At 72.3% G+C, this 25,769-nt stretch carries 21 protein-coding genes and 4 pseudogenes; 9 read left to right on the top strand and 16 right to left on the bottom strand.

Annotated features, from left to right (window positions below; all coding sequences use genetic code 11):
* Positions 1-29: 29 nt before the first annotated feature.
* From ABZS42_RS10540 to ABZS42_RS10500, 9 genes are all read right to left on the bottom strand, one after another.
* Positions 30-5,639 carry a GH92 family glycosyl hydrolase gene (locus ABZS42_RS10540; RefSeq protein ID WP_355143805.1) on the bottom strand — a complete coding sequence of 1,870 codons (5,610 nt, stop codon included), beginning with the start codon at positions 5,637-5,639 and terminating at the stop codon, positions 30-32.
* 828 nt (positions 5,640-6,467) lie between these two features.
* A complete protein-coding gene (locus ABZS42_RS10535) occupies positions 6,468-7,037 on the bottom strand; it encodes a VOC family protein (protein WP_355143803.1) in 570 nt (189 codons plus the stop codon).
* 159 nt (positions 7,038-7,196) lie between these two features.
* Positions 7,197-7,895, bottom strand: a complete 699-nt coding sequence (locus ABZS42_RS10530; RefSeq protein WP_355143801.1) for a dihydrofolate reductase family protein — start codon at positions 7,893-7,895, stop codon at positions 7,197-7,199.
* The gene (gene ribA, locus ABZS42_RS10525) at positions 7,892-8,545 is read right to left on the bottom strand and encodes a GTP cyclohydrolase II (protein ID WP_355143799.1); all 654 of its coding nucleotides are present in this window, start codon (positions 8,543-8,545) and stop codon (positions 7,892-7,894) included. The genes ABZS42_RS10530 and ribA overlap by 4 nt, the downstream gene beginning before the upstream one ends.
* Positions 8,546-8,604: 59 nt before the next feature.
* A complete protein-coding gene (locus ABZS42_RS10520) occupies positions 8,605-9,567 on the bottom strand; it encodes a lysylphosphatidylglycerol synthase transmembrane domain-containing protein (protein ID WP_355143797.1) in 963 nt (320 codons plus the stop codon).
* Positions 9,568-9,631: 64 nt separating this feature from the next.
* Positions 9,632-10,462 (bottom strand): class I SAM-dependent methyltransferase, encoded by an 831-nt coding sequence (locus ABZS42_RS10515; RefSeq protein WP_355143795.1) that lies wholly within the window; start codon positions 10,460-10,462, stop codon positions 9,632-9,634.
* Positions 10,459-11,535: a glycosyltransferase family 4 protein gene (locus ABZS42_RS10510; protein WP_355143793.1), complete on the bottom strand. Its 1,077-nt coding sequence runs from the start codon at positions 11,533-11,535 to the stop codon at positions 10,459-10,461. The genes ABZS42_RS10515 and ABZS42_RS10510 overlap by 4 nt, the downstream gene beginning before the upstream one ends.
* Positions 11,536-11,587: 52 nt before the next feature.
* Positions 11,588-11,986 carry a 6-carboxytetrahydropterin synthase gene (locus ABZS42_RS10505; RefSeq protein WP_355143791.1) on the bottom strand — a complete coding sequence of 133 codons (399 nt, stop codon included), beginning with the start codon at positions 11,984-11,986 and terminating at the stop codon, positions 11,588-11,590.
* Between the two features lie 4 nt (positions 11,987-11,990).
* Positions 11,991-12,971, bottom strand: coding sequence for a zinc-binding alcohol dehydrogenase (locus ABZS42_RS10500; protein ID WP_355143789.1), 981 nt, complete (start codon positions 12,969-12,971; stop codon positions 11,991-11,993).
* A 114-nt stretch (positions 12,972-13,085) separates the two neighbouring features.
* On the opposite strand from ABZS42_RS10500, the pseudogene ABZS42_RS10495 reads away from it, so the two are divergent.
* The 7 genes and pseudogenes from ABZS42_RS10495 to ABZS42_RS10465 all read left to right on the top strand — a co-directional run.
* A pseudogene (locus ABZS42_RS10495) lies at positions 13,086-13,751 on the top strand (CDP-alcohol phosphatidyltransferase family protein); the annotation flags it as partial.
* Positions 13,752-13,906: 155 nt separating this feature from the next.
* Positions 13,907-15,529, top strand: a pseudogene (locus ABZS42_RS10490) (sulfatase-like hydrolase/transferase); the annotation flags it as partial.
* Between the two features lie 75 nt (positions 15,530-15,604).
* Positions 15,605-16,051: a MarR family transcriptional regulator gene (locus ABZS42_RS10485; protein WP_355143787.1), complete on the top strand. Its 447-nt coding sequence runs from the start codon at positions 15,605-15,607 to the stop codon at positions 16,049-16,051.
* On the top strand, positions 16,048-17,460 hold the full coding sequence (locus tag ABZS42_RS10480; RefSeq protein ID WP_355143785.1) for an MFS transporter: 1,413 nt from the start codon (positions 16,048-16,050) through the stop codon (positions 17,458-17,460). Before ABZS42_RS10485 ends, ABZS42_RS10480 begins: the two co-directional genes overlap by 4 nt.
* A 72-nt stretch (positions 17,461-17,532) precedes the next feature.
* Positions 17,533-18,117 carry a hydrolase gene (locus ABZS42_RS10475; protein ID WP_355143783.1) on the top strand — a complete coding sequence of 195 codons (585 nt, stop codon included), beginning with the start codon at positions 17,533-17,535 and terminating at the stop codon, positions 18,115-18,117.
* A gap of 86 nt (positions 18,118-18,203) precedes the next feature.
* Positions 18,204-18,539: a YciI family protein gene (locus ABZS42_RS10470; protein ID WP_355143781.1), complete on the top strand. Its 336-nt coding sequence runs from the start codon at positions 18,204-18,206 to the stop codon at positions 18,537-18,539.
* A gap of 3 nt (positions 18,540-18,542) precedes the next feature.
* A complete protein-coding gene (locus ABZS42_RS10465; RefSeq protein WP_355143780.1) occupies positions 18,543-19,769 on the top strand; it encodes a DUF6596 domain-containing protein in 1,227 nt (408 codons plus the stop codon).
* Positions 19,770-19,775: 6 nt separating this feature from the next.
* On the opposite strand, the gene ABZS42_RS10460 is transcribed toward ABZS42_RS10465, so the two are convergent.
* The 4 genes from ABZS42_RS10460 to ABZS42_RS10445 all read right to left on the bottom strand — a co-directional run bounded on the left by ABZS42_RS10460 (position 19,776) and on the right by ABZS42_RS10445 (position 22,599).
* Positions 19,776-20,459: a hypothetical protein gene (locus ABZS42_RS10460; protein ID WP_355143778.1), complete on the bottom strand. Its 684-nt coding sequence runs from the start codon at positions 20,457-20,459 to the stop codon at positions 19,776-19,778.
* Positions 20,456-21,283 carry an ATP-binding cassette domain-containing protein gene (locus tag ABZS42_RS10455; RefSeq protein ID WP_355143776.1) on the bottom strand — a complete coding sequence of 276 codons (828 nt, stop codon included), beginning with the start codon at positions 21,281-21,283 and terminating at the stop codon, positions 20,456-20,458. The genes ABZS42_RS10460 and ABZS42_RS10455 overlap by 4 nt, the downstream gene beginning before the upstream one ends.
* Positions 21,280-21,618 carry a PadR family transcriptional regulator gene (locus ABZS42_RS10450; protein WP_355143774.1) on the bottom strand — a complete coding sequence of 113 codons (339 nt, stop codon included), beginning with the start codon at positions 21,616-21,618 and terminating at the stop codon, positions 21,280-21,282. Before ABZS42_RS10450 ends, ABZS42_RS10455 begins: the two co-directional genes overlap by 4 nt.
* A 222-nt stretch (positions 21,619-21,840) precedes the next feature.
* Positions 21,841-22,599 carry a DNA-formamidopyrimidine glycosylase family protein gene (locus tag ABZS42_RS10445; protein WP_355143772.1) on the bottom strand — a complete coding sequence of 253 codons (759 nt, stop codon included), beginning with the start codon at positions 22,597-22,599 and terminating at the stop codon, positions 21,841-21,843.
* Between the two features lie 106 nt (positions 22,600-22,705).
* On the opposite strand from ABZS42_RS10445, the gene ABZS42_RS10440 reads away from it, so the two are divergent.
* Positions 22,706-22,972: a hypothetical protein gene (locus ABZS42_RS10440; protein WP_355143770.1), complete on the top strand. Its 267-nt coding sequence runs from the start codon at positions 22,706-22,708 to the stop codon at positions 22,970-22,972.
* Positions 22,973-23,395: 423 nt separating this feature from the next.
* Here ABZS42_RS10440 and ABZS42_RS10435 read toward each other — a convergent pair.
* Positions 23,396-23,536, bottom strand: a pseudogene (locus ABZS42_RS10435) (IS701 family transposase); the annotation flags it as partial.
* A 40-nt stretch (positions 23,537-23,576) separates the two neighbouring features.
* Positions 23,577-24,542: a WYL domain-containing protein gene (locus ABZS42_RS10430; RefSeq protein WP_355143768.1), complete on the bottom strand. Its 966-nt coding sequence runs from the start codon at positions 24,540-24,542 to the stop codon at positions 23,577-23,579.
* Between the two features lie 92 nt (positions 24,543-24,634).
* On the opposite strand from ABZS42_RS10430, the gene ABZS42_RS10425 reads away from it, so the two are divergent.
* Complete coding sequence (locus ABZS42_RS10425) at positions 24,635-25,003, top strand: VOC family protein (protein ID WP_355143766.1); 369 nt, start codon at positions 24,635-24,637, stop codon at positions 25,001-25,003.
* Between the two features lie 77 nt (positions 25,004-25,080).
* On the opposite strand, the pseudogene ABZS42_RS10420 reads toward ABZS42_RS10425, so the two are convergent.
* Positions 25,081-25,425 (bottom strand): annotated as a pseudogene (locus ABZS42_RS10420) (leucine zipper domain-containing protein); the annotation flags it as partial.
* Positions 25,426-25,769 lie beyond the last annotated feature (344 nt).

Here is a 25,769-nt window from a genome sequence, read left to right as displayed (position 1 = left end):
CCGCCCACGGCGGTTGAACTACCTCCGGCTCAGCCGGTGACCCGGAACGGCAGCGTGATCCGCTTGTCCGAGTCGGCGCCGGTCAGCGTGAGGCTGGTCGAGCCGGCCTTCGCCGTGCCGGGAACGCTGATGGTGGCGCCGGAGATGACGCCGTCGGCGTTCGCCTGCACGGTGCTGGTGGCGAGACCGTCACCGAAGCGGATCGTGATCGCCTCGTTCGGTGCGAACCCGAAGCCGTCGATCATGACCGGGGTGCCGCGCGTTCCCGACCTGGTCAACAGCGCCGCCCGCGGCTGGTACGTCCGGACCTGTGCCGGCTCGGTCACCTGGACGGTGGCCGTCGCCGGCGTGTGGGAGGACGCGCCGGTCGCGGTGACCGAGTAGCGGCCGGGCTGCGCGTCGCCGGACGTGGCGATCGAGGCCTTCACCGCTCCCTCCGCGGAGGCGGTGACCTTCATGGTCCGCACCGGACTGGTGCCGAGCGTCACGGTGACCTGCTCGCCGGCGGCGAACCCGCTGCCGGTGACGGTGATCGCGTCGCCGGTGGTGACGGTGGCCGACGCCGACATGGCGATCTTCGGCGGGAGCTGGCCACGTCCCACGGTCACGGTGAAGGTCCCGGTGCTGCTGGACTGCGTGTCCCACGCGGTGACGTGCACCGTGTAGGTGCCCTCCCGCGCGTAGGTGTGCTGCCCGCTCATCGCACCGGACGAGTCGATCGTGACGTCGGCCGGAACCGTGCCGTCACCCCACTGGACGCGCGCGTGGTAGCCCGACGGGTCGGGAACGCCGCCGCTCACCGAGCCGAGGTTCGCCGAGAGGGCCTGGCCGGCGTCGGCCGTCTGGTCCTTCGGAGCGGCGATCGCGAGCTCGTCCGACGTGCCGTCGTCGGCGATGGCGAACACGTGGATGCGGCCGCTCGAACCGGGGTCGCCGGTCTGCGTCGGCAGGGTCACCGAGACCAGCGTCTTGCCCGCCGGGATCTGGTACGGCGCGGTGGCGAACAGGAACGGCTGGGCGCCGTCCCGGCTCGTGCCGTACAGCCGGTACGCGGTCCTGGCGACGATCACGTTGCCGTAGGACGGCGTGCCGTTGGCGTTGCCACCCAGCGTCCAGTCGCTCATCTGGATCGGGATGCCGGCGGTGCTGCCGTCGCTGAACGTCGCCGTGCCGGTCGTGCTCTGGTTGCCCTGAGTGCCGGCACCGATGAACGAGATGCTCCTGGCGTCGTCCGGAAGGTCGAGCGCGATCGTCCGTCCGTTGCCGGTGGCGTTGTCGGCCTGCGCGGCCGGGATCGCCGGCAGGGTGAAGTGCAGCGACGTGCCCGGAACCTCGTGCCGCTTGCCCTGCGTCACGCCGGCGGCCGTCAGGGCGGACCGCGAGTACGCCCACTGCTTGGCGTCGCAGTTCGCCGCGCGAACGCCCTCGTCACCGATGCAGACGGTGTCGAAGGCCGCGACGAGGCCGTCGTTCGGCGCGTAGGACACCTCGACGCCGACGGTCGCGGAACCCTGGCCGGCGCCGTCGGTGACGGTGACGTTCGCCTGGTGGTAACCGGGCGTGGCGTAGGTGTGCGAGCCGCTGACGCTGTAGACGGCACGCGAGCTGAGCGCGAGGGTGCCCTCGGTGGCCGGGGTGCCGTCTCCCCAGTCGATGGTGGCCTGGTAGCCCTCGGTGTTGCCACCGGTGACGGTGGCCAGCGGTACGGACACCGGTACGCCGGCGCGCGCTTCGACGCTGCCCGCGGCGGTCACCGAGACGTCGCCGCCGCCGAGGTCCAGGTCACCGCCGGCGAGCAGTTCGACCTCGGCGAGGTTCGTCTGCGTGGCGCCGACGCTCTTCGTCACGACGAGACGGAACTGGGCGAACCGTCCCGGCTTGTCGATCTTGAAGGGGCGGGTCTGGTTGCGCCACCGGAACACCTCACCCTTGCGGGCGTCCACGGTGGTCCAGGTGATGCCGTCGTTGGAGCCCTGCAGGCGCCAGTCCGCCGGGTCACCCTCGGCCGCCCCCGAGGTGAGGGTGTAGTAAGCCGGCTTCTGCTTCTCGCCGCGGAAGGCCCAGTCGATCTGCGGCGTACCGGAGGTGAAGGTCAGCTGGGTGATCGACGAGTCGTCGAACAGCTTCGACGCGTCCTGGCCGCCGGTCGCGGTCGCGGTGCCGAGGCCCGGGCCGGTGGTGTCCTGCAACGGTTCGGGCGTCGCGTTCCCCTTGGTCAGCGACGGCGGAGCGTCGTTCTTGCCGCTGCCCCAGGACGACGGCTTGGGACCCATCTGGAAGTCGATGGTGCCGCCCTTGGCGAACGCGGACGCGTCGACGGAGACCGCGCGCTGCTTCTTGCCATTGACCTTCACGCCCTGCACGTAGACGTTCTTCGTGCTGTTGTTCGGCGCGTTGACGACGATGTCGCCGCTGGCACGGTGCACGACCATCCGGGTGAACTGCGGCGAGCCGATGGCCCACTGGGACGATCCGGCCTGCAGCGGGTAGATGCCCAGCGAGCTGAGGACGTACCACGACGACATCTCGCCGTTGTCCTCGTCGCCCACGTAGCCCTGGCCGATCTCGCTGCCCACGTAGTGACGCTGGAGGATCTCCCGCACGATCGCCTGGGTCTTGGCCGGCACACCGGCGAAGTCGTACATGTACGGGATGTGGTGCGAGGGCTGGTTGCTCATGCCGAGCTGACCCATCCGCACGGCCCGCGCCTCGAGCATCTCGTGGATGAGGCCGCCGTACCCGCCGTAGCGGTCGGCGTTCTCGGTGGTGGAGAAGAACTCGTCGAGCTTCTGCTCGAGCGCCTTCGGCCCGCCGAGCAGGTTGGCCAGTCCCCGGCCGTCCTGCTGCGCGGTGAACGCGAAGTTCCACCCGTTGGTCTCGGTGTAGACACCACCCCAGTCCAGCGGGTCGCTGACGAGGAAGTTGCCGGAGGCGTCGCGGCCCTGGAAGAGCTTCGTCTTCGGGTCGAACAGGTGGACGTAGTTGCGGGCCCGCTCCAGGAAGTACTCCGACTCGTCCTTGAGCCGCTTGCGCTCCGACTTCGGCGTGGCCGGGTCCTTCGCCAGGGCCGCGGCCATGTTGCCGATGCCGTAGTCGTTGATGAAGCCCTCCAGGGCCCACGACACCGACTCGCCGGTGGAGGTCGGCGTGTAGCCGAGGAACAGCGACTTCTCGATGCCCTTGCGGCCGACCGCGTTGCGTCCGGACGCGACGGTGGCGTCCTTGACCGCGGCGTCGTAGGCGGCGAGCGGGTCGGGCAGCTCGACCCCGTTGAGGTAGGCCTGGGCCAGTGACACGTTCGCGCTGGTGCCGGTCATCAGGTCGGCGTAGCCGGGGGACGACCAACGGGCGATCCAGCCGCCGTCACGGTACTGCTGGACGAACCCGTCGGCGATGCGGGCCGCGACGTCCGGGTAGAGCAGCGCGTACGCGGGCCACACGGTGCGGTAGGTGTCCCAGAATCCGTTGTTGACGTAGATCTGCCCGTCGACGACCTTGGCGCCGGTGTGCGTGGCGGTCGACGCGCCGGTCGGCTCCGACACCGGGCTCGCGTACTGCCAGCGCGGCTTGGCGGCGGTGCCGGTGTTCTCCGACTGCGAGTTCGGGTACAGGTTCAGCCGGTACAGGTTCGAGTACAGCGTCACCAGTTGCGTCTCGGTCGCGTCCCGCACCTCGATCCGGCCGAGTCGCTCCTGCCAGGCGGCGGTCGCGGCGTGGTGGATCTCGTCGAGGCTCTTCCCGGTGACCTCCAGGTCGAGGTTCTTGTGCGCCTGGTCGACCGAGAGGAACGACGTCGCGATACGCATCGTCATCTGCCGATTCGCGGAGACGTCGAAGGTGGCGGACGTCGCGGCGGACGCCGTCGGCGCGCGGTCGAAGGCGCCGGCCACGAACATCCGGCTGCGACCGGCCGAGAAGCCGCTTCCGTTGTCGACCCAGCCGGTGAACGTGCCGTCCGTGCCGATGTCGAACGTGCCGTTGTAGAAGACGAGGCTTCCGGTGGCCTGCCCGGACGGGAAGGTGAACCGCATGACCCCGGCGTGGTCGGTGGGCGACATCTCCGCGATCAGGCCGTTCTGCAGGGCGACCCGGTAGTAGTCCGGCTGCGCCGTCTCGTCCTCGTGGCGGAACGCGACCGCCCGGCCGGCGGGCTCCCCGGTGAGCGGACCGTCGCCCGCGACCGGCATGACCGACATCTGGTTGCGGTCACCCATCCACGGGCTGGGCTCGTGCGAGATGCCCAGGCCCTGCAGCTCGGGCAGGTTCTCCTCGTTGTTGTACCGGTGGTAGTTGTACTGCCACGAGTCGGAGACCGCGTCGGTGACCGGGGTGAAGAAGTTGAAGCCGTTCGGCAGCGCGCTGATCGGCAGGTTGTTGCCGCGCGAGAAGCCACCGGTCGAGTTGGTCCCGCGCCGGGTGTCGACGTAGTTGGTCAGCTGCCTGCCGTCGATCGCCGCCGGCGCGGCGGTCAGCTCGAGGTCGTCGAGCCAGCCCCGGAACCGGGTCGTGTCAGTGGTGTCCGGGTTGTCGTAGGCGAGCAGGATCCGGTCGATGGTCTTGCCCTCGGCGACCGCGCCGATGTCGGACTGGACCGCGTTCCACTGGTCGGCGTAGAGCACCTTCGACGCGGCCTGCCCGGCCGTGGTCAGCGGGTAGCCGTGCTGGTCGACAGGCGAGAGGCGGCTCAGGTAGCTGCCGTCGGTGAAGTGCAGGTCCATCGCCGTGTACGTGGACGGGTACTGCCCGTTCCCGTCGGTGAACTCGGGGAAGATCTTGTAGGAGAGCCGGGTCTTCGGTCCGACCGGGATGTGCACGTCGAACAGCTTGTTCGTGGCGTACGAACGCCCGGCGGCCTCGGAGCCACCCGCGTAGCGCAGCGCGGAGATTCCGGTGAATCCGGCCAAGGGCTTGGTGGTGTAGCCGTCCGTCGGGCCGGCACCCACGCTGGTGACCATCGGGGTGGTCGGCGGCCGGGTGTCCGAACCGTCGCTGATGCTCCAGCCCGCGAGTTGCAGGAGTGGGTTACCGGAGTTCGCGGTGACGTTCAGCCGGTAGTAACCGTAGGCGGTCTTGTTGGTGAGGCTGTAGTACTTGGTGGCGTACCGCCCGCTGAACCGCTCACCGGTCCGCTTGTCCAGGTCGGTCCAGGTGCTGCCGTCGTTCGACCCCTGGATGACGAAGTCCCGCGGGTCACGGCCCGGTTCGTCGTTGGCCGCCGTCAGCGCGTAGCGCACCACCGCGGCCGGCTCGGCCAGCCGGTAGGTGACCCAGCCGGTCTGGCTGAACACCAACCACTTCGTCGCCGAGTCCTCGTCCGTCAGCTTCGCGGCGATCTCGTTCGGGGCGTTCTCGTCGCTCGCGGTCACCGAACTGACCTTGTCGAGCAGGCTGCCGGGCAGGGTGGCGGTCGTCCCGCTCAGGTTGGCCTGGACGGGCTTTCCGTCCTTGCCGACCTCGGTGGTGCTCGTCACGGGTTGCGGGTCGGTCGCCTCGAACGAGGAGCTGAAGTTGCCGGGCGGCGCCGGGGGCGCGGCGTTCGCGAGGGGCGCGCCCAGGACCACGCCCGCCGGCAGCAGCACCGCGGTTGCCGCGGCGAGCAGTCGGCGCGACGAGGGGCGCGCGAATGAGGGATACGACATGCAGGTAGGGCCTTTCGACTCGATCCGCGTCGAGTACGTCGAACGGGTGGTGGAGCGGACCGCGACCGCGGTCCGTCAGGGGTGCAGGTGTGTCGCTTCCTGCTCAGGCCGGTTGAACCGTCCGTCGGAGTGGGCGTCGAGCCGTCACGGCACCGCCGGACAGGATGCTCGCCGCCCTGGTGCGCGGCCCGCCGATCTCGGCAATGTGCTCTCCTCCGGAGTCGCGGCCTGACATCGTTGTCATGTGGACCCATCGCCCACAAGAGGCAGGCCACCGAACCGTCGCTGATAGTCCCGGGCGGAGCGCCGCGTTGTCAACGAGTTGATCAAACCGCAACATCCGCGGGTACGAGCTGCGCACCTCGGTAGAGCCCGAGGCTGGCCGAGACCTCGCGTACGCCGCCCGCGACTCACCCAACGCGACACTCTGGACGCAGCGCCGGGCTCTGCCGAGCCGTCGTCGCTCGACCTACGATCCGACGCTCACGGCAGTGGCCGACCATGTGGTTCTACGACGCTTTAGAACTGAGCCGTCGACGTCATCACGACGCCCGACGCGCATCCACCCGCCTGCTCACGCGCGCCGCCACCGCAGGCACACCCGACAGCCCGCCCCCGCCGCACGCACACCCGACAGCCCGCCGCCGCCGCCACCTCGCCGCGCCCGATCACTGCGCGCACCCGATCGCTGGGCTGCGGCACCACCCGCGCGCGGACCTGTCCCCCTGCGCCCGAATCGCCTACGACATCAGTTCCAAAGGCTGCGCGCCACAAGTACCGGGTCGCTCACGCCGTGGCCGCCCGCCGCTGACGCTACGACTCCCAGGCTCAGCTGGGCAGTTCGGTGCCGGCCTGCTCACTCACCATGTACTGGGCGTACCAGCCGGGCCAGTCCGGGTCCGCCTCGCCGGTGCGCTTCTCGTGCTCGCCGTGGGCGGCCGCCGCGCGGCGTAGCGCGCTCGCCAGGTCGCTCGCGGAGGCGAACGTCGTCTCGTCGGCCTCGACCCGCCCCGGAAGCCGGGTCGTGACCTCCTGCACCAGCCAGATGTTGCCGTCGGGGTCGGTGAACTCGGCGCGCGAGAAGTAGCTGCGCCGATCGGGATCCAGCCCGCCGGCGAGGCCCTGCGGGGTGACGTGCATGATCTCGCCGACGTCCACCCCGGCGCCGACCAACGCGGCATGCGCCGCCTCGAGGTCGGACACCACCAGGTAGTTCTTGGCCGAACCAGGTGCGCCCGGGGTGAGGTCCGGACCGAACTGGACCGAGCACCCGGAGCCGTGGGGCGTCAACTGGACGATGCCGGGCGGGGTCTGGTCGAGCCGCCACCCGAGGCGGCCGTAGAACTCCTTCGCCCGGTCCACATCGGCGACCGGCAGGATCACGGCCTCGATCTTCATGTCCACATTCTCGATGCTCGCGCTACTCCGGGCACCCGGCATCGTGGCCTCCCTGGCAACAGCCGCCGACGAGGCGGGGACTCGGTTACACCCTACTGCGTCCGCTCGTGCGGGAGGTCCGCGCCCCGCATCGCAACCCGCCGGCCGGAACGCGCCCGATCAGCACGGGCAGCGGTCGGAGAGGGCGTAGCGAACCAGCACCACGTCCCCGATCTGGCGAACCTCCGCCACCGCGGCACGACGACCCGGGTGCCACGGGTACCGGCCGTCGGACACGAACCGCGGCGCCCGGCAGTCGCCGACGAAGAACGGCGCGACGACCAGGTGCAGCTCGTCCACGAGCCCGGCCGCGAGGAACTGCGCGTGCACGCTTCCGCCGCCCTCGACCATCAACCGGCGCACGTCCCGGGCGGTCAGGTCGGTGAGCATCGCCGCGAGGTCCAGCGGCTCGCCACCGTCGAGCACGGTGGCCAGCCGGCCGATCCGTTCCCGGGTCTTCTCCAGCGCGCCGGAGGCGCAGAAGACGAGCCGCTCGGTCTCCCCCGCCGTGAAGAAGCGGGCGGTCGGGTCCAGGTCCCCACTGGCCGTGATGGTCACCTTGACCGGCGTGGCGGGCCGCCCGGTCGCCACCCGTTCGTCCCGCCGGGTCGCCGAGCGGACCAGCAGCCGCGGGTCGTCGCGCCGGATCGTGCCCGCGCCGACGAGGATGGCGTCGCAGCCGGCCCGTACCTCGTCGATCCGGTCGAAGTCGTCCTCGTTGGAGAGCAGCAGTCGCTGGTCGGTGGCGTCGTCGATGTAGCCGTCGATGGAGGCCGCGCAGCTCAGCAACACGTACGGCCGGACCGGCCCGGCAGTCACCGGACGGCCGGGAGGTCGGGAGTGCGTGCCGCGCGGCTGGCCTTCGCCGCGAGGTAGTCGGCGTTGGCCGGGGAGAGGTACAGCCCGGTCGGCACCCGCTCGGTCACCGTCACGCCCAGCCGGTCGAGTTGGAGGGCCTTCTCCGGGTTGCTGCTCAGCAACACGATGGCCGGGACCCCGAGGGTGGCGAGCATCTGCGCGGCGACGCTGTAGTCACGCTCGTCCTCGCCGTGGCCCAGCGCCACGTTCGCCTCGTACGTGTCCAGCCCGGCGTCCTGCAACGCGTACGCGTCGAGCTTCGCGTACAGTCCGATTCCCCGGCCCTCCTGACGCAGGTAGAGCAGGAAACCGCCGGCCTCGGCGATCCGCTCGACCGACTCGCGCAACTGCGGGCCGCAGTCACAGCGCTGGCTGCCGAACACGTCCCCGGTCAGGCACTCGCTGTGCGGGCGCACCAGCGGCGCCGGCCCACCGGCGGCGTACCGGTCGAGCGCTCCCGCCCAGTCGCCCAGCCCGAACGCCAGGTGTTCCCGCCCGTCGACCAGCCCCTTGAAGGTGAAGACGCGGGCGCTGGTGGCGTACCCGTCCGGAAACCGCAGCGGCACGGTGACCTGGGTGCGGATCGTCGCGACAGGGAGTGCTTCCGACATGTGGCTCCTTACGTCCGGCGCGGCCCGCCCGGCCGCGCATACCCGCACCCTTCCAACACTCAACCATGCTGCGCAGCTTCCCGTCGTCCCAAGAGTTGCAGGATCCGCCGGCCGAGCGCGAGCGGCTCACGCATCCGCCGGTGCAGCAGCACCGCGGCGCCCGGCAGGCTCGCGGCCAACACCAGGGCCCCGTACACCGTCGCGGTCGCCACTCCCTGGGCGGCGGTCAGGCCGGCCGCGCCGAAGGCCCACGCGGCGACTCCCTCCCGGGGGCCGAAACCGGCGACGTTCAACGGCAACCCCATCGCCAGCAGCGCGAGCAGCGTCAGCGGCAGCAGCCGGGACAGCGGGGCGGTGGCCCCGGTGGTACGCGCCGCGAGCAGGAACGTCGCCAGGTGTCCCGCGACCATGACCGCGGAGGTGAGCAGCACGCCGAGCCGGGTGCGCCGGGCGAGCAGTACCGCCCGTACGTCGCCGGCCACCGCGCCCACCGCCCGCGCCCAGCGGGGCCGTCCGGCGCGGGGCACCACCCGGGCCGCCAGCGCCACGGCGGGCACGCCGACCACCAGCAGCGCGACCGCCACCGGCAGGTACGGCCGCACCGGCGACGGGAAGGCGGCGAGCAGCACCAGCGCGATGACCAGCTGGACGGCCTGACCGGCGGTGCGCTCCCACACCACGGCGCGTACGCCGCGGCCGACGTCCCCCGCGTCCCGTCCGTGCCGCACTGCCCGGTGCACGTCGCCGAGCACCCCGCCGGGCAGCGTCGCGTTGAGGAACACCGCCCGGTAGCAGTGGGCCACGGCGGTGCGCAGCGGCAGCCGTACGCCCAGCCCGCCGGCGACCAGGCTCCATCGCCATGCGCCGCAGACCGTGGTGACCGCGCCGATCGCGAGAGCCAGTGCCAGCGCCGGGCCGTCGATCAGGGCCAGGCCGTCGAGGAACGGGCCGCCGCCCACCTGCCACACCAGTACGCCGAGCAGCCCGATCCCGCCGAGCGCCCGCGCCCGTGACCAGAACATCCGCGCCGACCTCCCATCGAAAGATCGTCCTCTCTGACAGGCACGGGCGCCGGGCCCGAACGGTTCAGCCGGCGAGCACGTCCTCGTGCTCGACCACCACGCCGAGCCGGCCGGCGGCAGCCTCGGCGTGCCGGCGTCGCGCGTACCCGGCCGACTGGCCCGCCAGGTCGGGGCGCTGCTCGCAGGCCGCCGCGAGCCAGCCACGGAACCACTCGGCGGTCAGCTGCGCCTGCTCCGCGCCGAGCCGCCACGGGCTGGGCCGGGTCCGGACGGGTACGCCGTGCCGCGCGAACGCCTCGATGGTGGCGGTGACCGCGTCCGGCCCGGCCAGCCGCCGGTCGCCGACACTGCGGCGCTGGTGGTCGTTGAACGCCTCGGCGATCTCCGCGTCGAGCGGGTCCGCCGGGGTCAGCCGCACCCGGCCGACGACCGAGATCATGAAGAGGACCGGGTGACCGACGCAGGCGGCCACCACCCGCTCGATCTCGTCGGCGGTGAGCATGTCGAGCAACGCGGAGGCGGTGACCAGGTCGGCTCCCGCGAGGTCGGCGGCGGTGAGCCGGGTCAGGTCGGCACACCGGGTCGTCACGGTGACCGGGCTGCCGTCGGCGGCCGTGACCTGGGTCGGGACGGATTCGGCGGCCTCACCGGCGACGGCCAGGGCCAGCAGCTCCGGGTCGCGGTCGTACAGGGTCCAGTACTGCGGGCCGCGCAGGCGCGGGGCGAGCCAGCGCAGCATCGAGCCGGTGCCGCTGCCCAGGTCGTGGATCATCAGGGGCCGGGCCGGCATCCGCTCGCTGACCGCGTCGACCAGCTCGGTGGCGCGGGCCACCGAGTCGGCGGCCTCCCGCAGCCCGAGCCACGCCGGGAAGGGCAGCAGCCCATCGGTGGTCACCCGGTCACCTCCGTCAGCACCGTCGCGAGCTTCGACGCCGTCACCGGCCAGCCGGCGAGCGTGTCCCGCCGGTCCCGTGCCGCGCGTCCGAGCCGGCCACGCAGATCGGCGTCACTCAGCCAGCGACGCAGCGCGGCCGCCAGCGCCGCCGGGTCGTCCGGCGGGACCAGCAGGCCCGGCAGCTCACCGCCGGGCGCCCGGCCCAGCGTCGCGGGCAGGCCGCCGACCGCGGTGCCCAGCACCGGGACACCGCGGGCGAGCGCCTCGGTGACCACCATGCCGTACGTCTCCGCGCGCGACGGCAGCAACAGCAGATCCGCGGCGGCGTACGCGGCGTCGAGGCGGGTCCCCGTCCACGGGCCGGCCAACTCGACCCGCTCGGTGAGCCCGGTAGCGGTCAGCCGCGCCCGCAGGTCGGCGACGAACCCGGGATCCCGGGTGAGCGCACCCACGCAGACGCACGTCCACGGCAGGTCGGCGACCTGCGCCAGTGCCCGGGCCAGCACGTCGTGCCCCTTCGTGGCGGTGACCGCGGCGACGCAGAGCAGCGCGCCACCGCTGCCACTGCCGGTGGCCGGCGGCGCCGGATCCACGCCGGGCTCGGCCACGTGCACCCGGCCGGGCGGCAGGTCGTACCGGTCGAGCAGCCGGTCCCGCGTCCAGCCGCTGGTCGCCACCACCGCCCGCGCCGAGGCGAGGGCCCGCGCCTCGGTCTCGTCGTCCAGCGGCATGTGCAGCAGGACGACGAGACGCAGCCGGTCGGCGTGCGGCGCCAGCACGTCGGGCGTCGCCGAGGCGACCAGACCGTCGATCAGGACGACCGTGCCGTCCGGCAGCGCCGCGAGTACCCCGGCGAGCACCGACCGGGCGGACCGGTCCGGTTTGGGCCACTGCCCCGCCACCGCGTGTTCGCGTACCGTCCAGCCCTGCTCGGCCAGGCCCCGGCAGATCCGCCGGTCGTAGTGGTTGCCACCGCTCGGCGAGCCCGGATCGTCGATGTCGTTCGGCAGTACGACGTGCACCTCGCCGGCGCCGTGGCGGCCTCCCCCGGCGGTGACCTGCCAGGTCCTCACCGCGCCGACCTCACGTTCGCGACCGCGGGGCTCGCAAGCTCACTCCCCGCACTCACAGATCTCGCTCGTAGCTGGCCCATGCCACGTGCGACTCGTGCAGGGTGACGGTGATGCCGGCCAGGTGGCGCGCGCCCGCACCGAGCCGGCCGGCCTGCACCCGCTCGACGAGCCGGTCGGCGATCGTCCGGGCGAGCACCTCGGTGGTCGTGTTCACCCCGGCGAAGGCCGGCTCGTCGTCCAGGTTCCGGTAGGTGAGCTCGCCGAGGACCGCCTTGAGCTGCTCGGTGGCCAGGCCGATGTCCACCACGATGCCGTCCTCGTCCAGCTCGGCGCGGCGGAACGTCGCGTCCACCACGAACGTCGCGCCGTGCAGGCGTTGCGCGGGACCGAAGACCTCCCCGCGGAAGCTGTGGGCGATCATGATGTGATCACGGACGGTCACACTGAACACGGAATCACTCCTCGTCGTAGGTGATCAGATGGCAGAGAGCGGGCAGCTCGCCCGAGGTCAGGCGGCCCAGCACGTCCGGTAGCTCCGCGAAACGGGAGGTGCCGGTGATCAGGGCGTCGAACACGGGGTCGGCCAGCAGGTCCAGGGCGAGCGCGAGCCGGTCGGCGTACGAGCGACTCGTCCGCCGCGCCGGCGCGACCGTGCCCACCTGACTGCCCCGAACGGTCAACCGTCCGCTGTGAAAGACCCCGCCGAGCGACAACTGCACGGGACGGTCGCCGTACCAGCTGAGCTCCACGACCGTACCTTCGGGCCGGAGCAGCTCCAGCGAGCGTTGCAGACCGGCCGCGGTGGCGCTGGCGTGGACCACGAGGTCCCGCCCGCCGCTCGCCCGCTGCGGCGACACGAAGTCGACGCCGATCGCCTCGGCGACGCTCGCCCGGCCGGGATCGGTGTCGACGAGTTCGACCCGCACGCCGGGGAAGCGGGCGAGCAGGGCCGCCACGCAGCAGCCGACCATGCCGGCGCCCACCACGGTGACCCGGTCGCCGACCAGCGGCGGGGCGTCCCAGAGCGCGTTCACCGCGGTCTCCACCGTGCCGGCCAGCACCGCACGCCCGGGCGGCACCCCGTCGGGCACCGGGACCACCGCCGAGGCCGGCACCACGTACGCGGTCTGGTGCGGGTACAGGCAGAACACCGTGCGGCCCAGCAGGTCGGCCGGGCCCACCTCGACGACGCCGACGTTGAGGTAGCCGTACTTCACCGGCGCCGGGAACTCGCCCTCCTGGAACGGGGCACGCATCACGGCGTACTGGTCGGGCGGCACCCGACCGGCGAAGACCAGTGTCTCGGTGCCCCGGCTCACCCCGGAGCAACAGGTACGCACCAGCACCTCGTCCGCACCGGGATCGGGCAACCGCACCGGGCGGATCTCGCCGTGCCCGGGCGTACCGAGCCAGAAAGCGTGGGCCTCACGGGTCACCGCTGCTCCTCACTGCGTGGCCGGTCGAACCGAACGGCCACCAATTTCGTGTCCTCTGGCAGGGGCGTCGATCATAAACACGGAGGCACGGTGCGAACGGTTCGAACTGGTCCCATGGTCGGCCTGATCGCCCAGATCGTCCTGCTCACCATGCTGGCCGAGACGGTCGGACTGGGCAACCTCGGCTGGCTGGCCGGCGCCGGGTACGGGGTCCTGAGCTGCGTCGCGCTCGCCCGGGCGATGCGCCGCGCCGGAACCGGGCGGCTGGGACCGGCCGACCGGGTCACGCTCGCCCGATCGGTGCTGGTCGGCGCGGTGGCCGCGCTCGTCGCCGACACGATCGGCGGGCCCGCCCGGGTCGGGCTGCTGGCGACCCTCAGCGCGGTGGCGCTGCTGCTGGACGGCGTGGACGGCCGGGTGGCCCGCCGCACCGGTACCGCCAGCGTGCTCGGGGCACGCTTCGACATGGAGGTCGACTCGTTCCTGCTGCTCGTGCTCAGCGTGCACGTCGCCCCGTACGTCGGGCCGTGGGTGCTCGCCGTCGGCGGGATGCGGTACGCGTTCCTCGCCGCCGGCTGGGCGCTGCCGTGGCTGCGGGGCGCGCTGCCGCCGCGGCCCTGGCGCAAGGTGGTCGCGGCCACCCAGGGCGTCGTGCTGACCGTGGCCGGCGTGCTGCCGGGGAGGCCGACGACGCTGCTGATCGTGGTGGCGCTGGCTCTGCTCGTCGAGTCGTTCGGCCGGGACGTGATCTGGTTGTGGCGGCACCGCCCGCTGCGTCCCGGCCCGTGCCCGCCGCTGCCCGCGCAGCCGCACCCGGACGACACGTCGGCCCGAACGCCGGCGCTGGCGGGGTCCCGGGCCGACGGGTGGACGCTGTGACGTCGTCGCGGGCGGACGCGGAACGTACCCCCGCCGGGGCGGACCCGCACGACGGCGCCGGCACCCGGCCGCGAGGGCGGCGGGTCGCCTCCGGCGCGCTCACCGCGCTCGCCGGCCTGCTGGTCTTCGCGGTGCTCGTCGCGCCGGACCCCACCGACCGGGTCAGCGCCGGCACGGTGCTGCGCATCCCGCTGGAAGGGCTGCTCGGCGTCGCCCTGCTGCTCGCCCTGCCGCCGCGCGGGCGGCGGGTGGCCGCGCTGGTGGCCGGACCGGCGCTGGGCGTGCTGGCCGTGCTGAAGGTCGCCGATTTCGGCTTCTACGCGACGCTGGCCCGGCCGTTCGACCTGGTGCTGGACTGGGCGCTGCTGGACGACGCGTTCGGGTTCGTGCGGGACGCGGCGGGCCGGGCGGGCGCATTCGGCGCCGCGGTCGGCGTGGCGCTGCTCGCCGCCGCCCTGCTGGTGTCCATGATGTTCGCGGTGCGGCGGGTGGCCCGCGCGGTGGTGCGGCACGACCGCACCGCTACCCGGACGGTCGCGGCGCTGACCGTGGCGTGGGTGGCGTGCGCCGCGTTCGGCGTGCCGGTGGCCGACGCGGGCACGAGCACCCTGGTGGGGGCGCACGCGGCGCAGGTACGCGAGCGGCTGCGCGACCGGGGCGCCTTCGCCGGGGAGATCACCGCCGACCGGTTCCGGAACGTCCCCGACGACCAGCTGCTCACCGGGCTGCGGGGCAAGGACGTGGTCCTCACGTTCGTGGAGAGCTACGGGCGCAGCGCGATCGAGGATCCGGGGCTCGCGCCGGAGGTCGATCCGGTGCTCGACGCCGGGTACGGCCGGCTGCGGGCGCAGGGGTACGCGGCGCGCAGCGGCTTCCTCACCTCCCCCACCTCGGGTGGCGGCAGCTGGCTGGCGCACGACACGCTGCTGTCCGGTCTCTGGACCGACAACGAGCAGCGCCACCGGGCCCTGCTCGCCAGCGACCGGCTCACCCTCAACGGCGCGTTCCGGCGGGCCGGTTGGCGGACGGTCGGGGTGATGCCCGCGACCACCGAGCCCTGGCCGGAGGGCGCCTTCTTCGGCTACGACCGCTACTACGACTCGGCCGGGCTCGACTACCACGGCACGAAGTTCGCATTCGCCCCCATGCCCGACCAGTACACCCTGGCGAAGTTCCAGCATGCCGAGCGCGCCGGGGCGGACCGGCCACCGGTGATGGCGGAGATCCCACTGATCTCCAGCCACTCGCCCTGGACTGCGGTGCCCCGGCTCATCGGGTGGGACGACGTCGGCGACGGCTCGGTCTTCGCCCAGCCCGCGAACCGCGTGCAGAGCCCACCGGACGCGGCCCGGGCCGGCTACCGGCGGGCGATCGCGTACTCGCTGGACACGCTGGTCTCGTACGTCGAGACGTACGGCGACGACAACCTGGTGCTGGTGTTCCTCGGTGATCACCAGCCGGCGCCGGTGGTGACCGGGCCGGACGCGAGCCGGGACGTGCCGATCACGATCGTCGCCCGGGACCCGGCCGTGTTCGACCGGATCGCGGACTGGGGCTGGCAGGAGGGCCTGCGCCCCGGCCCGGGTGCCCCGGTCTGGCCGATGGACGCCTTCCGCGACCGTTTCCTCACCGCGTTCGGGCCGGCGCCGGGCGCAGCCTCCGCCCACCCCGCAGGGTGATGGCTCCGCTGTTCCACGCCTCACAATCTTCAGCCTGAACTGTTCAGTCGGAGCTGATGGTTCTACGGTTGACCGGTGACCACCAGGCCGGAGATCTCCACCGAGGCCGTGCGCGCCGCGCACGAGCTCCGAGTGTTGTTCGGCCGGCTCCGTCGCCGACTGCGGGAGGTCGCCGACCGCAACGGGCTGACCCCGTCCCAGGTCTCCGTGCTCAGTCGGCTCGCGACGAGCGGACCGGCCTCCGCGAGCGACCTGGCCGCCGCCGAGCACGTCCGGCCGCAGTCGATGGCGGCGATCCTCGCCCCGCTGACCGAGCAGGGGCTCGTGGACCGTACGCCCGACCCCACCGACGGCCGGCGGCAACTCGTGTCGCTGACCCCCACCGGTCAGGCCCGCGTGGCGGGCGACCGGGAGGCTCGCGAGGAGTGGCTGGCACGCGCCCTCCAGGAGCGGTACACCGACGCCGAGCGCCGCATCCTCGTCGAGGCGCTGGCCCTTCTCGACCGCCTGACCGAATCGTGACCACTCGCGCAATCAGACCGGAGCCGGCGAAGGCCACCGACCGCCGCCCCACCGGCTTCGACCGCCGCCTCATCGCGCCGATGATCCTCGGCGCGGTGCTGAACCCGATCAACTCGTCGATGATCGCCGTGGCGCTGATTCCGATCGGGGCCGCGTTCGGCGCGCCTCCGTCGCGCACCGCCTGGCTGGTCTCGGCGCTCTACCTCGCCACCGCGGTCGGGCAGCCCGTCGTCGGGCGGCTCGTCGACAGGTACGGACCGCGCCGGCTCTACCTCATCGGCACGGCGCTGACCGGCATCGCCGGAGTGCTCGGCACCGTCGCACCGTCGCTGGGGGTCCTGGTGGCCGCCCGGGTGCTGCTCGGGATCGGCACCTGTGCCGGCTACCCGGCCGCCATGTCCCTGCTGCGGCACGAGTCGCGGCGCACCGGGCAGGACAACCCGGGTGGCGTACTCACCGCGCTGGCGATCTCCGCGCAGACCGTCTCCGCGGTCGGCCCCACCCTCGGTGGGCTGCTTATCGGGCTCGGCGGCTGGCACAGCATCTTCGCGGTCAACATCCCGCTGTCGGCGGCCTGCCTGATCCTCGGCGCCCTGCGGATGCCGAGGACCACCGCCGCCGCCCCGGGCGGCGGGCTGGACCTGCCGGGCATGACGCTGTTCGCCGGACTGCTGACCGCGGTGCTGCTGCTCCTGATGAACCCCCGGGCGGAGTACCTCTGGCTGCTTCCGGTGGCCGTGGCCGCCGGCGCCGGGCTGGTCGTACGGGAACTGCGCACCGCCGACCCGTTCCTGGACCTGCGGGTGTTGGGCGGCAACCTGCCGCTGATCGCCACGTACGCCCGCAACCTGCTCACCTTCACCGTCTCGTACGCCTGGCTCTACGGCTACACCCAGTGGCTGGAGCAGGGGCGGGGGCTGTCCGCCTCGGCGGCGGGCCTCATCCTGCTGCCGCTGTTCCTGACCGCGATCGGGGTCTCGGCGTTGACCGGCCGCCGACGTGGGGTACGCGGCAAGCTGTTGTTCGGCGCCGGGACGCAGCTCGCCGCCTGCGGGCTGCTGCTCGCGGTGAGTCCCAGCAGCGACACCTGGCTGCTGGTCGCCGTCGCGGTGCTGGCCGGCGTACCGCAGGGGCTGCTCGGTCTGGCCAACCAGAACGCCCTCTACCACCAGGCCGACCCGGCCCGTATCGGATCCTCGGCCGGGCTGCTGCGCACCTTCACCTACCTCGGCGCGATGGTGGCCGCCGCCGCCAGCGCGGCGACCTTCGGGCCCGGCGCCGACACCTCCGGGCTGCACGAGTTGGCGTTCGTGATGCTCGCCAGCGCCGTGCTGCTGCTGCTCGTGGTCCTGGTGGACCGCTCGCTGCGGCGGATCGGCACGCCTACCGATTCGACGGCACCTGCCTGATCCGCGCCGGCCCGGATCCGGCAGAACCCGCCCACCGGGCCGGCTCAGTCACCGAACCGAAAGGAACACCTGATGGCACTCACCGCTCTCGACCCGCGTACGGCGCTCGTTCTCATCGACCTCCAGCGGGGCATCGTCGCCGCGCCCACCGCCCCCTACCCGGCGGCGGAGGTCGTCGCCCGCGGCGTCCAGCTGGCCGACGCCTTCCGGGCGCACGGCGCTCCCGTGGTGCTGGTCCGCGTCACGACCGCTCCGGACGGGGCGGACGCCGCCCCGGGCCGCACCGATGGTGGGCCGGCCGGCGGCAGCCGCCCGGAGGGCTGGGACGTGCTCGTCGACGAGCTCGGCGGCCACCCGGGCGACATCGTGGTGACCAAGCGGAACTGGGGCGCCTTCTACGGCACCGACCTCGACCTGCAGCTGCGCCGGCGGGGCGTGACCCAGATCGTGCTCGGCGGCATCGCCACCAGCATCGGCGTGGAGTCGACGGCCCGGGCCGCGCACGAGCACGGCTACCACGTCACCCTCGCCACCGACGCGATGACCGACCTCGACGCCGAGGGGCACCGCAACAGCGTCGAGCGGATCTTCCCCCGGCTCGGCGAGACCGGCACCACGACCGAGATCATCGAGCTGCTGGGGCGTACCCACGACTGACCGCGGAAAAATTTCCTCCGGGCGTTGTCCGGAACGGGCCGGCCCGTTCGTCACTCTGGTGCAGAGACCACACCGAGGAGTGAACGATGAAGTATCTGATGTTCGTCTGCACCGACACCGAGCCGGACGCCGACCCGACCGCGGCCCCGGACGTCGACAAGTGGGTGGCCGAGCGCGACGCGAACGGCCAACGGCTGATGGGCGACCGGCTCGCACCGCCGACCGCGGCCACCACGGTCCGAGTCCGGGGAGGTGAGCTGCTGCTCACCGACGGTCCGTTCGCTGAGACCAGGGAGGTGATCGTGGGGTTCGACCTGCTGGAGTGCGCCGACCTGGACGAGGCGATCGACGTGGCCCGTAGCCATCCGATGGCGTACGGGGGCCGGATCGAACTGCGGCCGTTCTTCGACCCGAACGCCTGATCCGTGCCGGACACGTCCCGGGCGGTCGCCACGGCGAGCCAGGAGTCGTTCGGGCGGATCGTGGCTGCGCTGATCCGGGTCACCGGCGACTGGACGCTCGCCGAGGACTGCGCACAGGATGCGCTGGCGCTGGCGGTCGAACGCTGGCCCCGGGACGGCGTGCCCGCGAATCCGGGCGGCTGGCTCATGACAGTCGCCCGGAACCGGGCCGTCGACGTGCTGCGCCGCGCCGACGTCGAACGCCGCAAGCTGAGCGAACTGGCGCGGCTAGCCGAGCGGGAAAGCACGCCGCCGGGCGACGGTGCGGAGGACGTGGTGGACGACCGGCTGCGGCTCATCTTCACCTGCTGCCACCCGGCACTGGCGATGGAGTCGCGGGTCGCACTCACCCTGCGGACCGTCTGCGGGGTGGCCACCGCCGACATCGCGCGGGCCTTCCTGGTCGCCGAGGCGGCGATGACCCGCAGGCTGACCCGGGCCAAGGCGAAGATCTCCCAGGCCGGCATCCCGTACCGGGTACCGGCCGGGCGGGCGTTGGTCGAGCGGCTGCTGCCCGGTGTGCTGGCCGTGCTCTACCTGCTCTTCACCCGGGGCTACGACGCCGACGGCGAGCCCGCGTTCGCCGACGAGGCGATCCGACTGGCTCGGCTGGTCGAGCGGCTGCTGCCCGGCCAGCCGGAGGTCTCCGGCCTGCTCGCGCTGTTCCTGTTCCAGCACTCCCGCCGCGCGGCCCGCCGCGACGCCGAGGGCAACCTGCTCACCCTCGACCGGCAGGATCGCTCCCGCTGGGATCACGCGGCCGTCGCCGAGGGTCTCGACGCGCTGTCCCGGGCCGGACACGACGGCCCGTACGCCCTCCAGGCGCACATCGCGGCCTGCCACGCCACGGTCCGCAGCAGCGCGGAGACGGACTGGACGGCCATCGCCGGATGGTACGACCGACTCGCCGAGAGGCAACCCACACCGGTCGTGCGGCTCAACCGCGCCGTGGCGCACGGCTACGCGTACGGGCCGACGGCCGGCCTGGCCCTGCTGTCTGAGGCACAGGCCGGCGGCGCGCTGGACGGCTACCCGCCGGCGCTCGCCGTCGAGGCGGAGCTGACGGCCCGCCAGGGCGATCGAGCACGGGCGGTGGCCCTCTTCCGGGCGGCCGCCGCGATGAGCGTGGGGCCGGCGGAGCAGCGGGCGCTCACCGACCGGGCCGACGAGCTGGCACTCGGCCGGCCGTGACACCGGCTACGCGAAGCGCAGGTGCCGGCGCCGGCGCAGCCGGACGGCGGCGGCGACCGTGACCAGCAGCGTGAGGACGACCGCGAACGCGATCCCCTGGGTCAGCCCGCGCGTCAGGTAACCACCGTCGGTGTGGTCGATGGCGTACGTGCCGATCTCCCGGCTGAACCAGAACGGCAACGCCCGGGTGGCGCTGTCCGCCGGGTCCATCACCATCTGCAGGCCGACCACCGTGAGCAGCACCAGCGTGCCTTCCAGCTCGCGCGGCAGCACAGCGCTCAGCAGCAGCCCGAACGGTGCCGCCACCACCACGGTCAGCGCCATGATCAAGGCGATCGCGTCGTACCGGACGTCGTGCTGGTCGACGAGGATGAGCACGAAGTACGGCATGGAGAGCAGCACCCCGACCGTCCAGAGCGCGAGCAGCCGCCCGAACACCAGGTGGGCGCTGCGGTAGCCGGAGAGCCGCAACCGGGGTTCGATGCCGCGCGCCGCGCTGCCGGCGAACAGGGCCGCCGTGCTCAGCGCCCAGCCGAGGCCGAGGCAGACGAAGCGGATGGACTGGCCGAGGTGGTCGCCCCGGCGGCTGAGGTAGAAGGCCAGCGGCAACAGCAGCAGGATGACCAGCACCGATCGGCGGCGCAGCAGCTCGCGCAACGCGGACTCGGCCACCATCAGAATCCTGGTCATGCGACGCGCTCCCGGGAGGCGGTCAGGTCGAGCACGATGTCGACCCGGTCGAGCTGGTTGAGCAGGTGGGTGACGACCACTATCGCCTTGCCGGCGTCGCGCCAGCGCCACACCTCGTGCCAGAAGTCGAGGTAGGCGCCCCGGTCGAAGCCCTGGTACGGCTCGTCGAGCAGCAGCACGTCCGGCTCGCCCAGTCCGGCCAGCACCAGGTTCAGTTTCTGCCGGGTGCCGCCGGACAGGTGCCGCGCCTGCGTACCCGCCGGTGGCGTCCAGTCCAGGGCGGCGGCTTTCGTCCGGCCGTCCCGGCGGGCCGCCCGGCGGCTCTGCCCTCGCCCCGCGCCGACCAGCACGAAGTGCTCGTCGGGGTCGAGGAATTCAGCGGTGCCGCCGTCCTGGGGGCAGAAGCCGAGCGTCCCGTCGATCCGCACGGTGCCCGAGTCCGGGCTCAGCAGACCGGCACAGATCCGCAGGAAGGTGCTCTTACCGGCGCCGTTGGCACCGACCACCGCGGCGATCTCCCCCGCCCGTACGGTGAGGTCCACCCGGTCGAGGACGGTCCGCCCACGGTAGCGCTTGGTGATGCCGCGCGCGGCGAGCCGCACCGGGCCGGGCCGCCGCCGGGGCGGACGTTGGTCGGGCCCGCCGAGGCTGTCGGCGACCGCCCGCGCGTACGCCTCCGGCGAGCCGAACACCCGCAGCGGCGGCTCCCCGCTCTCGGTCAGGTGGGTGGCCGCCTCGGCGACCACGTGTCCGGTCAGGTCGGGCCCCACCCCGTGCCGGCGCAGTTCGCCGGTGAGGGCGGCGAGCCAGGCGTCGTGGTTCACCGCTTCGGCTCCTCGCTCAGTATCGCGCCGACGCTCAGGGCGAAGGCGCTCCAGTCGGTGGTGGCCGCGCGCAGGGCAGCGCTGCCGGCCGGGCTGATCCGGTAGTACTTGCGGGCAGGGCCGGTCCGGCCCTCCCGCCAGTGCGCGGTGAGCAGGCCGGACCGCTGCAACCGCAGCAGCACCGGGTAGAGGGTGCCGCCCTGCACGGTGCCGAGCCCGTGGGCCCGCAACGCCTGGGACAGCTCGTAGCCGTAGGACTCCCCCCGGTTGAGCAGCGCGAGCACACAGAGGTCGAGCACCCCGCGCAACCACTGCGCCCGTCTCTCCTGGTCCATCCCGGCCGTTACCGCCGCGCCGTGCGGACGACGGCGGACGCCGCTCCTGAGATCATGTGCCGGACGATAGCGGCGCGACCTAGCTTGCGCAACCAGCTAGCTTCCGGTGCCGGGTAGGTGTTCGGCGCGGCGGAACGGCCGGCTCCGGCTCGCTGAGGCCGACGCGACGCGGGTGTGCGAGGCGGGACCGTCGCCGACGAGAACCCGGTGCGGCCGCCGAGGTCAGCCCGGCGGCGCGGCCGGCTGGTCGACCGGGCAGGCGTAGGCGGTGCGAGCGCCCAGCTCCCAGCGACGCACCGGGGAGCCGCACCGCCGGCAGGCCGCGCGCTTGTAGACCCACCGCTCGTCCGGCGCGGTCGGGTCACTGACCACCTGACCGGCGTCCCGCCCGAGCGCCAGATAGTCCGCCGCGAGTTCCCAGAGCCGCCGGACGGCCGGCGCGCCGATCCGACGGGTGTCGGGGTCGAGACCGGCGAGGAAGAGCAGCTCGGCGCGCCAGGCGTTGCCGATGCCCGCCCAGACCGACTGGTCGAGCACGGCCGCACCGACCGGGCCCCCGGCCGCGGCCAGCCGACGTACGGCCTCGTCCGGGTCGGCGTCGGCCCGCAGCGGATCCGGGCCCAGCGACGCCCGCAGCGCCCGCTCGCCGTCGCCCGGGAGCGGCTCGCACCGGATCGGCGCGATCAGGTCGTACGCGACCACGCCGGTGGCGAGCCGCAGCCGCACTCCCTTGCGTGGCGGCACGCCGGGGTCGTCGTAGCGCAGCCAGAGTCCACGCATGCCGAGGTGCACGTGCAGGGCCGGGCGGTCGTCGAAGTGGTACAGCAGGTGCTTGCCGTACGCCTCGACCGCCTGGAGCGTGCGCCCCACGTACCGGCCCGGGTCGAACCGGCCCTGTGGGCTGCTGAGGGACGGCACGGTGCCGGCGAGGGCCGCATGCTGCTCCCGCGCGTACCGGTGGATCAGATGACCCTCGGGCATGGCCGGCGCGTACCCGACGCCGGTTCCGTTTCACCCCCGGTGCCCGGGTTTCCGGTCCAGGATCGGGGAACTAAGAGGAAGAAGGCCCGGCTGGAGGGGGTACCAGATGACCGTCAACGCGGAGGACCCGCTGAGCGCAGCACCGGAGGCGGACGCCTTGGAGCAGCGGCAGACGGTGGTGGACGACTCGGAGCAGGACGTCACCCCCACCACGACGCCGCTGGAGGTCAGCGAAGCGGACGTCGCCGAGCAGGGCGCGCCGCCGGCCGGCGAGCAGGATTCGCTCACCTATCTACCCGAGGACGCCAACCCGGCGGACGTACTGGAGCAACGCGAGTCGATCATCCCGGCCGACGAGGACCACCGGGACTAGGGCGTGTGTCAAAGTCTTCGGTCGAGCCGAGGCGGAGTCCAGGCGACGGTCCGGCAAGGCGGCGCTTGTCGTCGTCTGGGCCCGCCGCAGGCCGGCCAGGGACTTTGACACGCGCCCTAGTACAGCAACGGCAGTTAGGTGAGTGGGTGGCCGCGTCGTCGGTAGTGGCTGAGGCGGGCTTGGTGCTGGCGTCTGCGGCGCCAGTGTGACCATGCCCAGATCCGCTCTGATCGATGGGTGTGTCGGAGGAGGAACGCGATCAGCAGCCGGCGGATCTCCGGTACGGTGTAGCCGATCATCATGTCGTCGCCGGGCTCGGGTCCCCTTTTGCGGCAAGGCTTTGGGCGACGGGAGCCAGGCGTGGGCGGCCATGGACAGGGCGATGTGGGCGTACCAGGCCCGCCAGCCCCGGACCTGGTAGTGGAACCCGGTGTCGTCGACGATCAGCACCCCGTCCCGGCGGCCGAGATGCTCGATGACGTAGTCGCGCAGGTCGTCGCGGACCGCCTCGACGTCCCAATCGGCCCAGCGCAGCAGCCGCTGCACCCCGTCCGGCGACACGTCACGTCAATCCAAGTGCCGTTGCAGTACTAGGTGTTGGTGGTCAGGACGTTGGTGACGGCGCATAGTGGTGGGCGAGGTTGGTGGCGAGGGCGCGGAGGTGAGCCCGGGCTTCGGTGGGGCCGTGCACAGTAATGGCATCCCCGAACGGCAGCAATGCTCGCACGTCCTCCAGATGCAGGAAGCGAATTGTTACCTTGTGGCCGGTGGCGGATTCTTCCCGGTCGTCCCGGACGAGCCGTGGGCCGAAAATCCGTTCCGCCCGCTCGATCTGGGACTGGTCGATGGTGGCGCTGACCTCTGTCGCGTGGTTGTGTGCCCACTGATCAATGAGCGCGGCAGCGACGGTGGGCAGGGTCTGCTTCTCGCGGATCCGTCGTGGCTGATCGACTTCCTTCCACGTCGTGATCCGTTCGAGTCGGTACATCCGTGGCACCCGGGCACAGTCGGCGATGAGATACCAGACGCCGGCCTTGGCGAACAGCCCGTAGGGATCCACGACCAGGTCGCGTGGACATGACTCGCGTGAGCTGTCGTACTCGATCCGTAGCCGGCGACCTCGCCGCACCGAGCCGATCAGCGAAGCCGGAGTCGTGCCGGACGCTGATGTCTGGAGCCAGGGACGGCTGTCCACGTGCACTACGTCGGTGAGCGGCAGGAGTTCCTGATCTCGACGTGACTGTTTCGCTGCGATCTTGGCGAGCGCGCGCCGGCTTTCGACCGATGCGTCGAGCTCCGCGCGTTGCTTTTCATCCAGCCCAATGAGCGAGAGGTGATCACGCTCGTCAGCCGTGAGCCGCGTGAGGTCGAGCCCGGCCCCGGGCAGCATGGTCACGCCGCCGAGGCGGCCCCGGTGTGCGGTCACCGGCAGACCGGCGTCGCGGAGCCAGTTCAGGTCCCGGGTGATGGTTCGCAGGGAAACCCCGAGCGCCGAGGCAAGTTCCTGTGTGGTCGCGCCATCCCTCGATTCCAGGAGCAGCATCAGGGCGAAGAAGCGGTCCGGGGTCACCCACCAAGTTTTTCAGGAATTGCGACACGATGCGGCGCATATTCCGGCCAGGCTGGTGGATGCGTACCTACGACCTGCGAGAAGGAACAACCATGACCACATCCGTCGTGTCCATCGTCTATGTGAACGACGCTCCCGCCGCAGCCCGTTTCTACGGCGACCTCCTCGGCGTGAGCCCCTCGCTCGAGACTCCGGGATACATCACCTTCGACCTCGGACCAGGTGCTGACCTCGCTCTGTGGTCCGGCCAGTTCGAGGACCTGTCGCCGGACGTCCCGCGTACCAGTGAGGTGTGCCTGGCCGTCAGCGGTGGTGGACCCGACGAGATCAACGCGATCTTCAAGCAGTGGCAGTCCAAGGGCGTCACGATCCTGCACCAGCCTCGCGATGCGGGGTTCGGGCTGACCTTCCTCGCAGCCGATCCTGACGGGAACCGTATCCGGGTCGCACCGAAGGACTGAACAGCCACCATGCGACAGGCGCGCACGAGAGGTGCCGCGCCTGCCGTTGTCCAACTTCGAGAGGACGACGAGTGGGCCAGGCGGGCAACGCCAGCCCGGCGCAGGATCGCATGGCACGTGGAGGCGGGCAGATCCAGGCGACCGCCGATCCGCGCGGGTCCCCAACGCCGGCTGGTACGCAGATGCAGCACCTGGCGTTCTGCTTGGGAGCGGGTGCGGTTCGGGCTGCGTCGCGGCCGGCTGGAGCGGTCTTTCATGCCCGCAGCGCCTTCGACGCGGTAGCGATCGGCCCAGCATTTCGCTGTCGTCGGGCTGACCTGGAACCGCACCGCAGCCCAACGCAGCGGCCAGCCGCCGTCGACGACACAGCGGGCCAGACGCAGTCTTCCGCGTTCGGTCAAGGATGCATCAGCGTGGGTCACGAGGACCTTCTGGGTGGTGCAGAACCTTCGACAAGCTCCACCTCACCCGGAGGTCCTCACCCATTTCAAGATCTAGGTCCTGTCACCAACGTCCGTGGACAGAACACATAGGGCGCACCACCCACGGACGTATGGCGAGAGCGGCGCGGGTTGTGAGCGGAGGCGCTGACGTTGCTGCCTCAACTCGGGCCCCGCCCCGTGTGTACGCCGCCGCACGTGGCGCGGCTTGTATGCGAAGACGCCGCCGGCCGGCACCCGCGTTCGGGTGCCGGCCGGCGGTTCGAGCTCGTGTGTGGTTGTCAGCTGTTCCAGTGCTGGGCGACGAGGTCGGCGGCCTGCTGTTC

Origin of the sequence: Micromonospora sp. NPDC005367 (genome assembly GCF_040606825.1) — a bacterium.
In the GTDB taxonomy this organism is placed as follows: domain Bacteria; phylum Actinomycetota; class Actinomycetes; order Mycobacteriales; family Micromonosporaceae; genus Micromonospora.
Note: the sequence above shows the minus strand (reverse complement) of the source record. Positions and strands in the feature narration are given on the sequence as shown.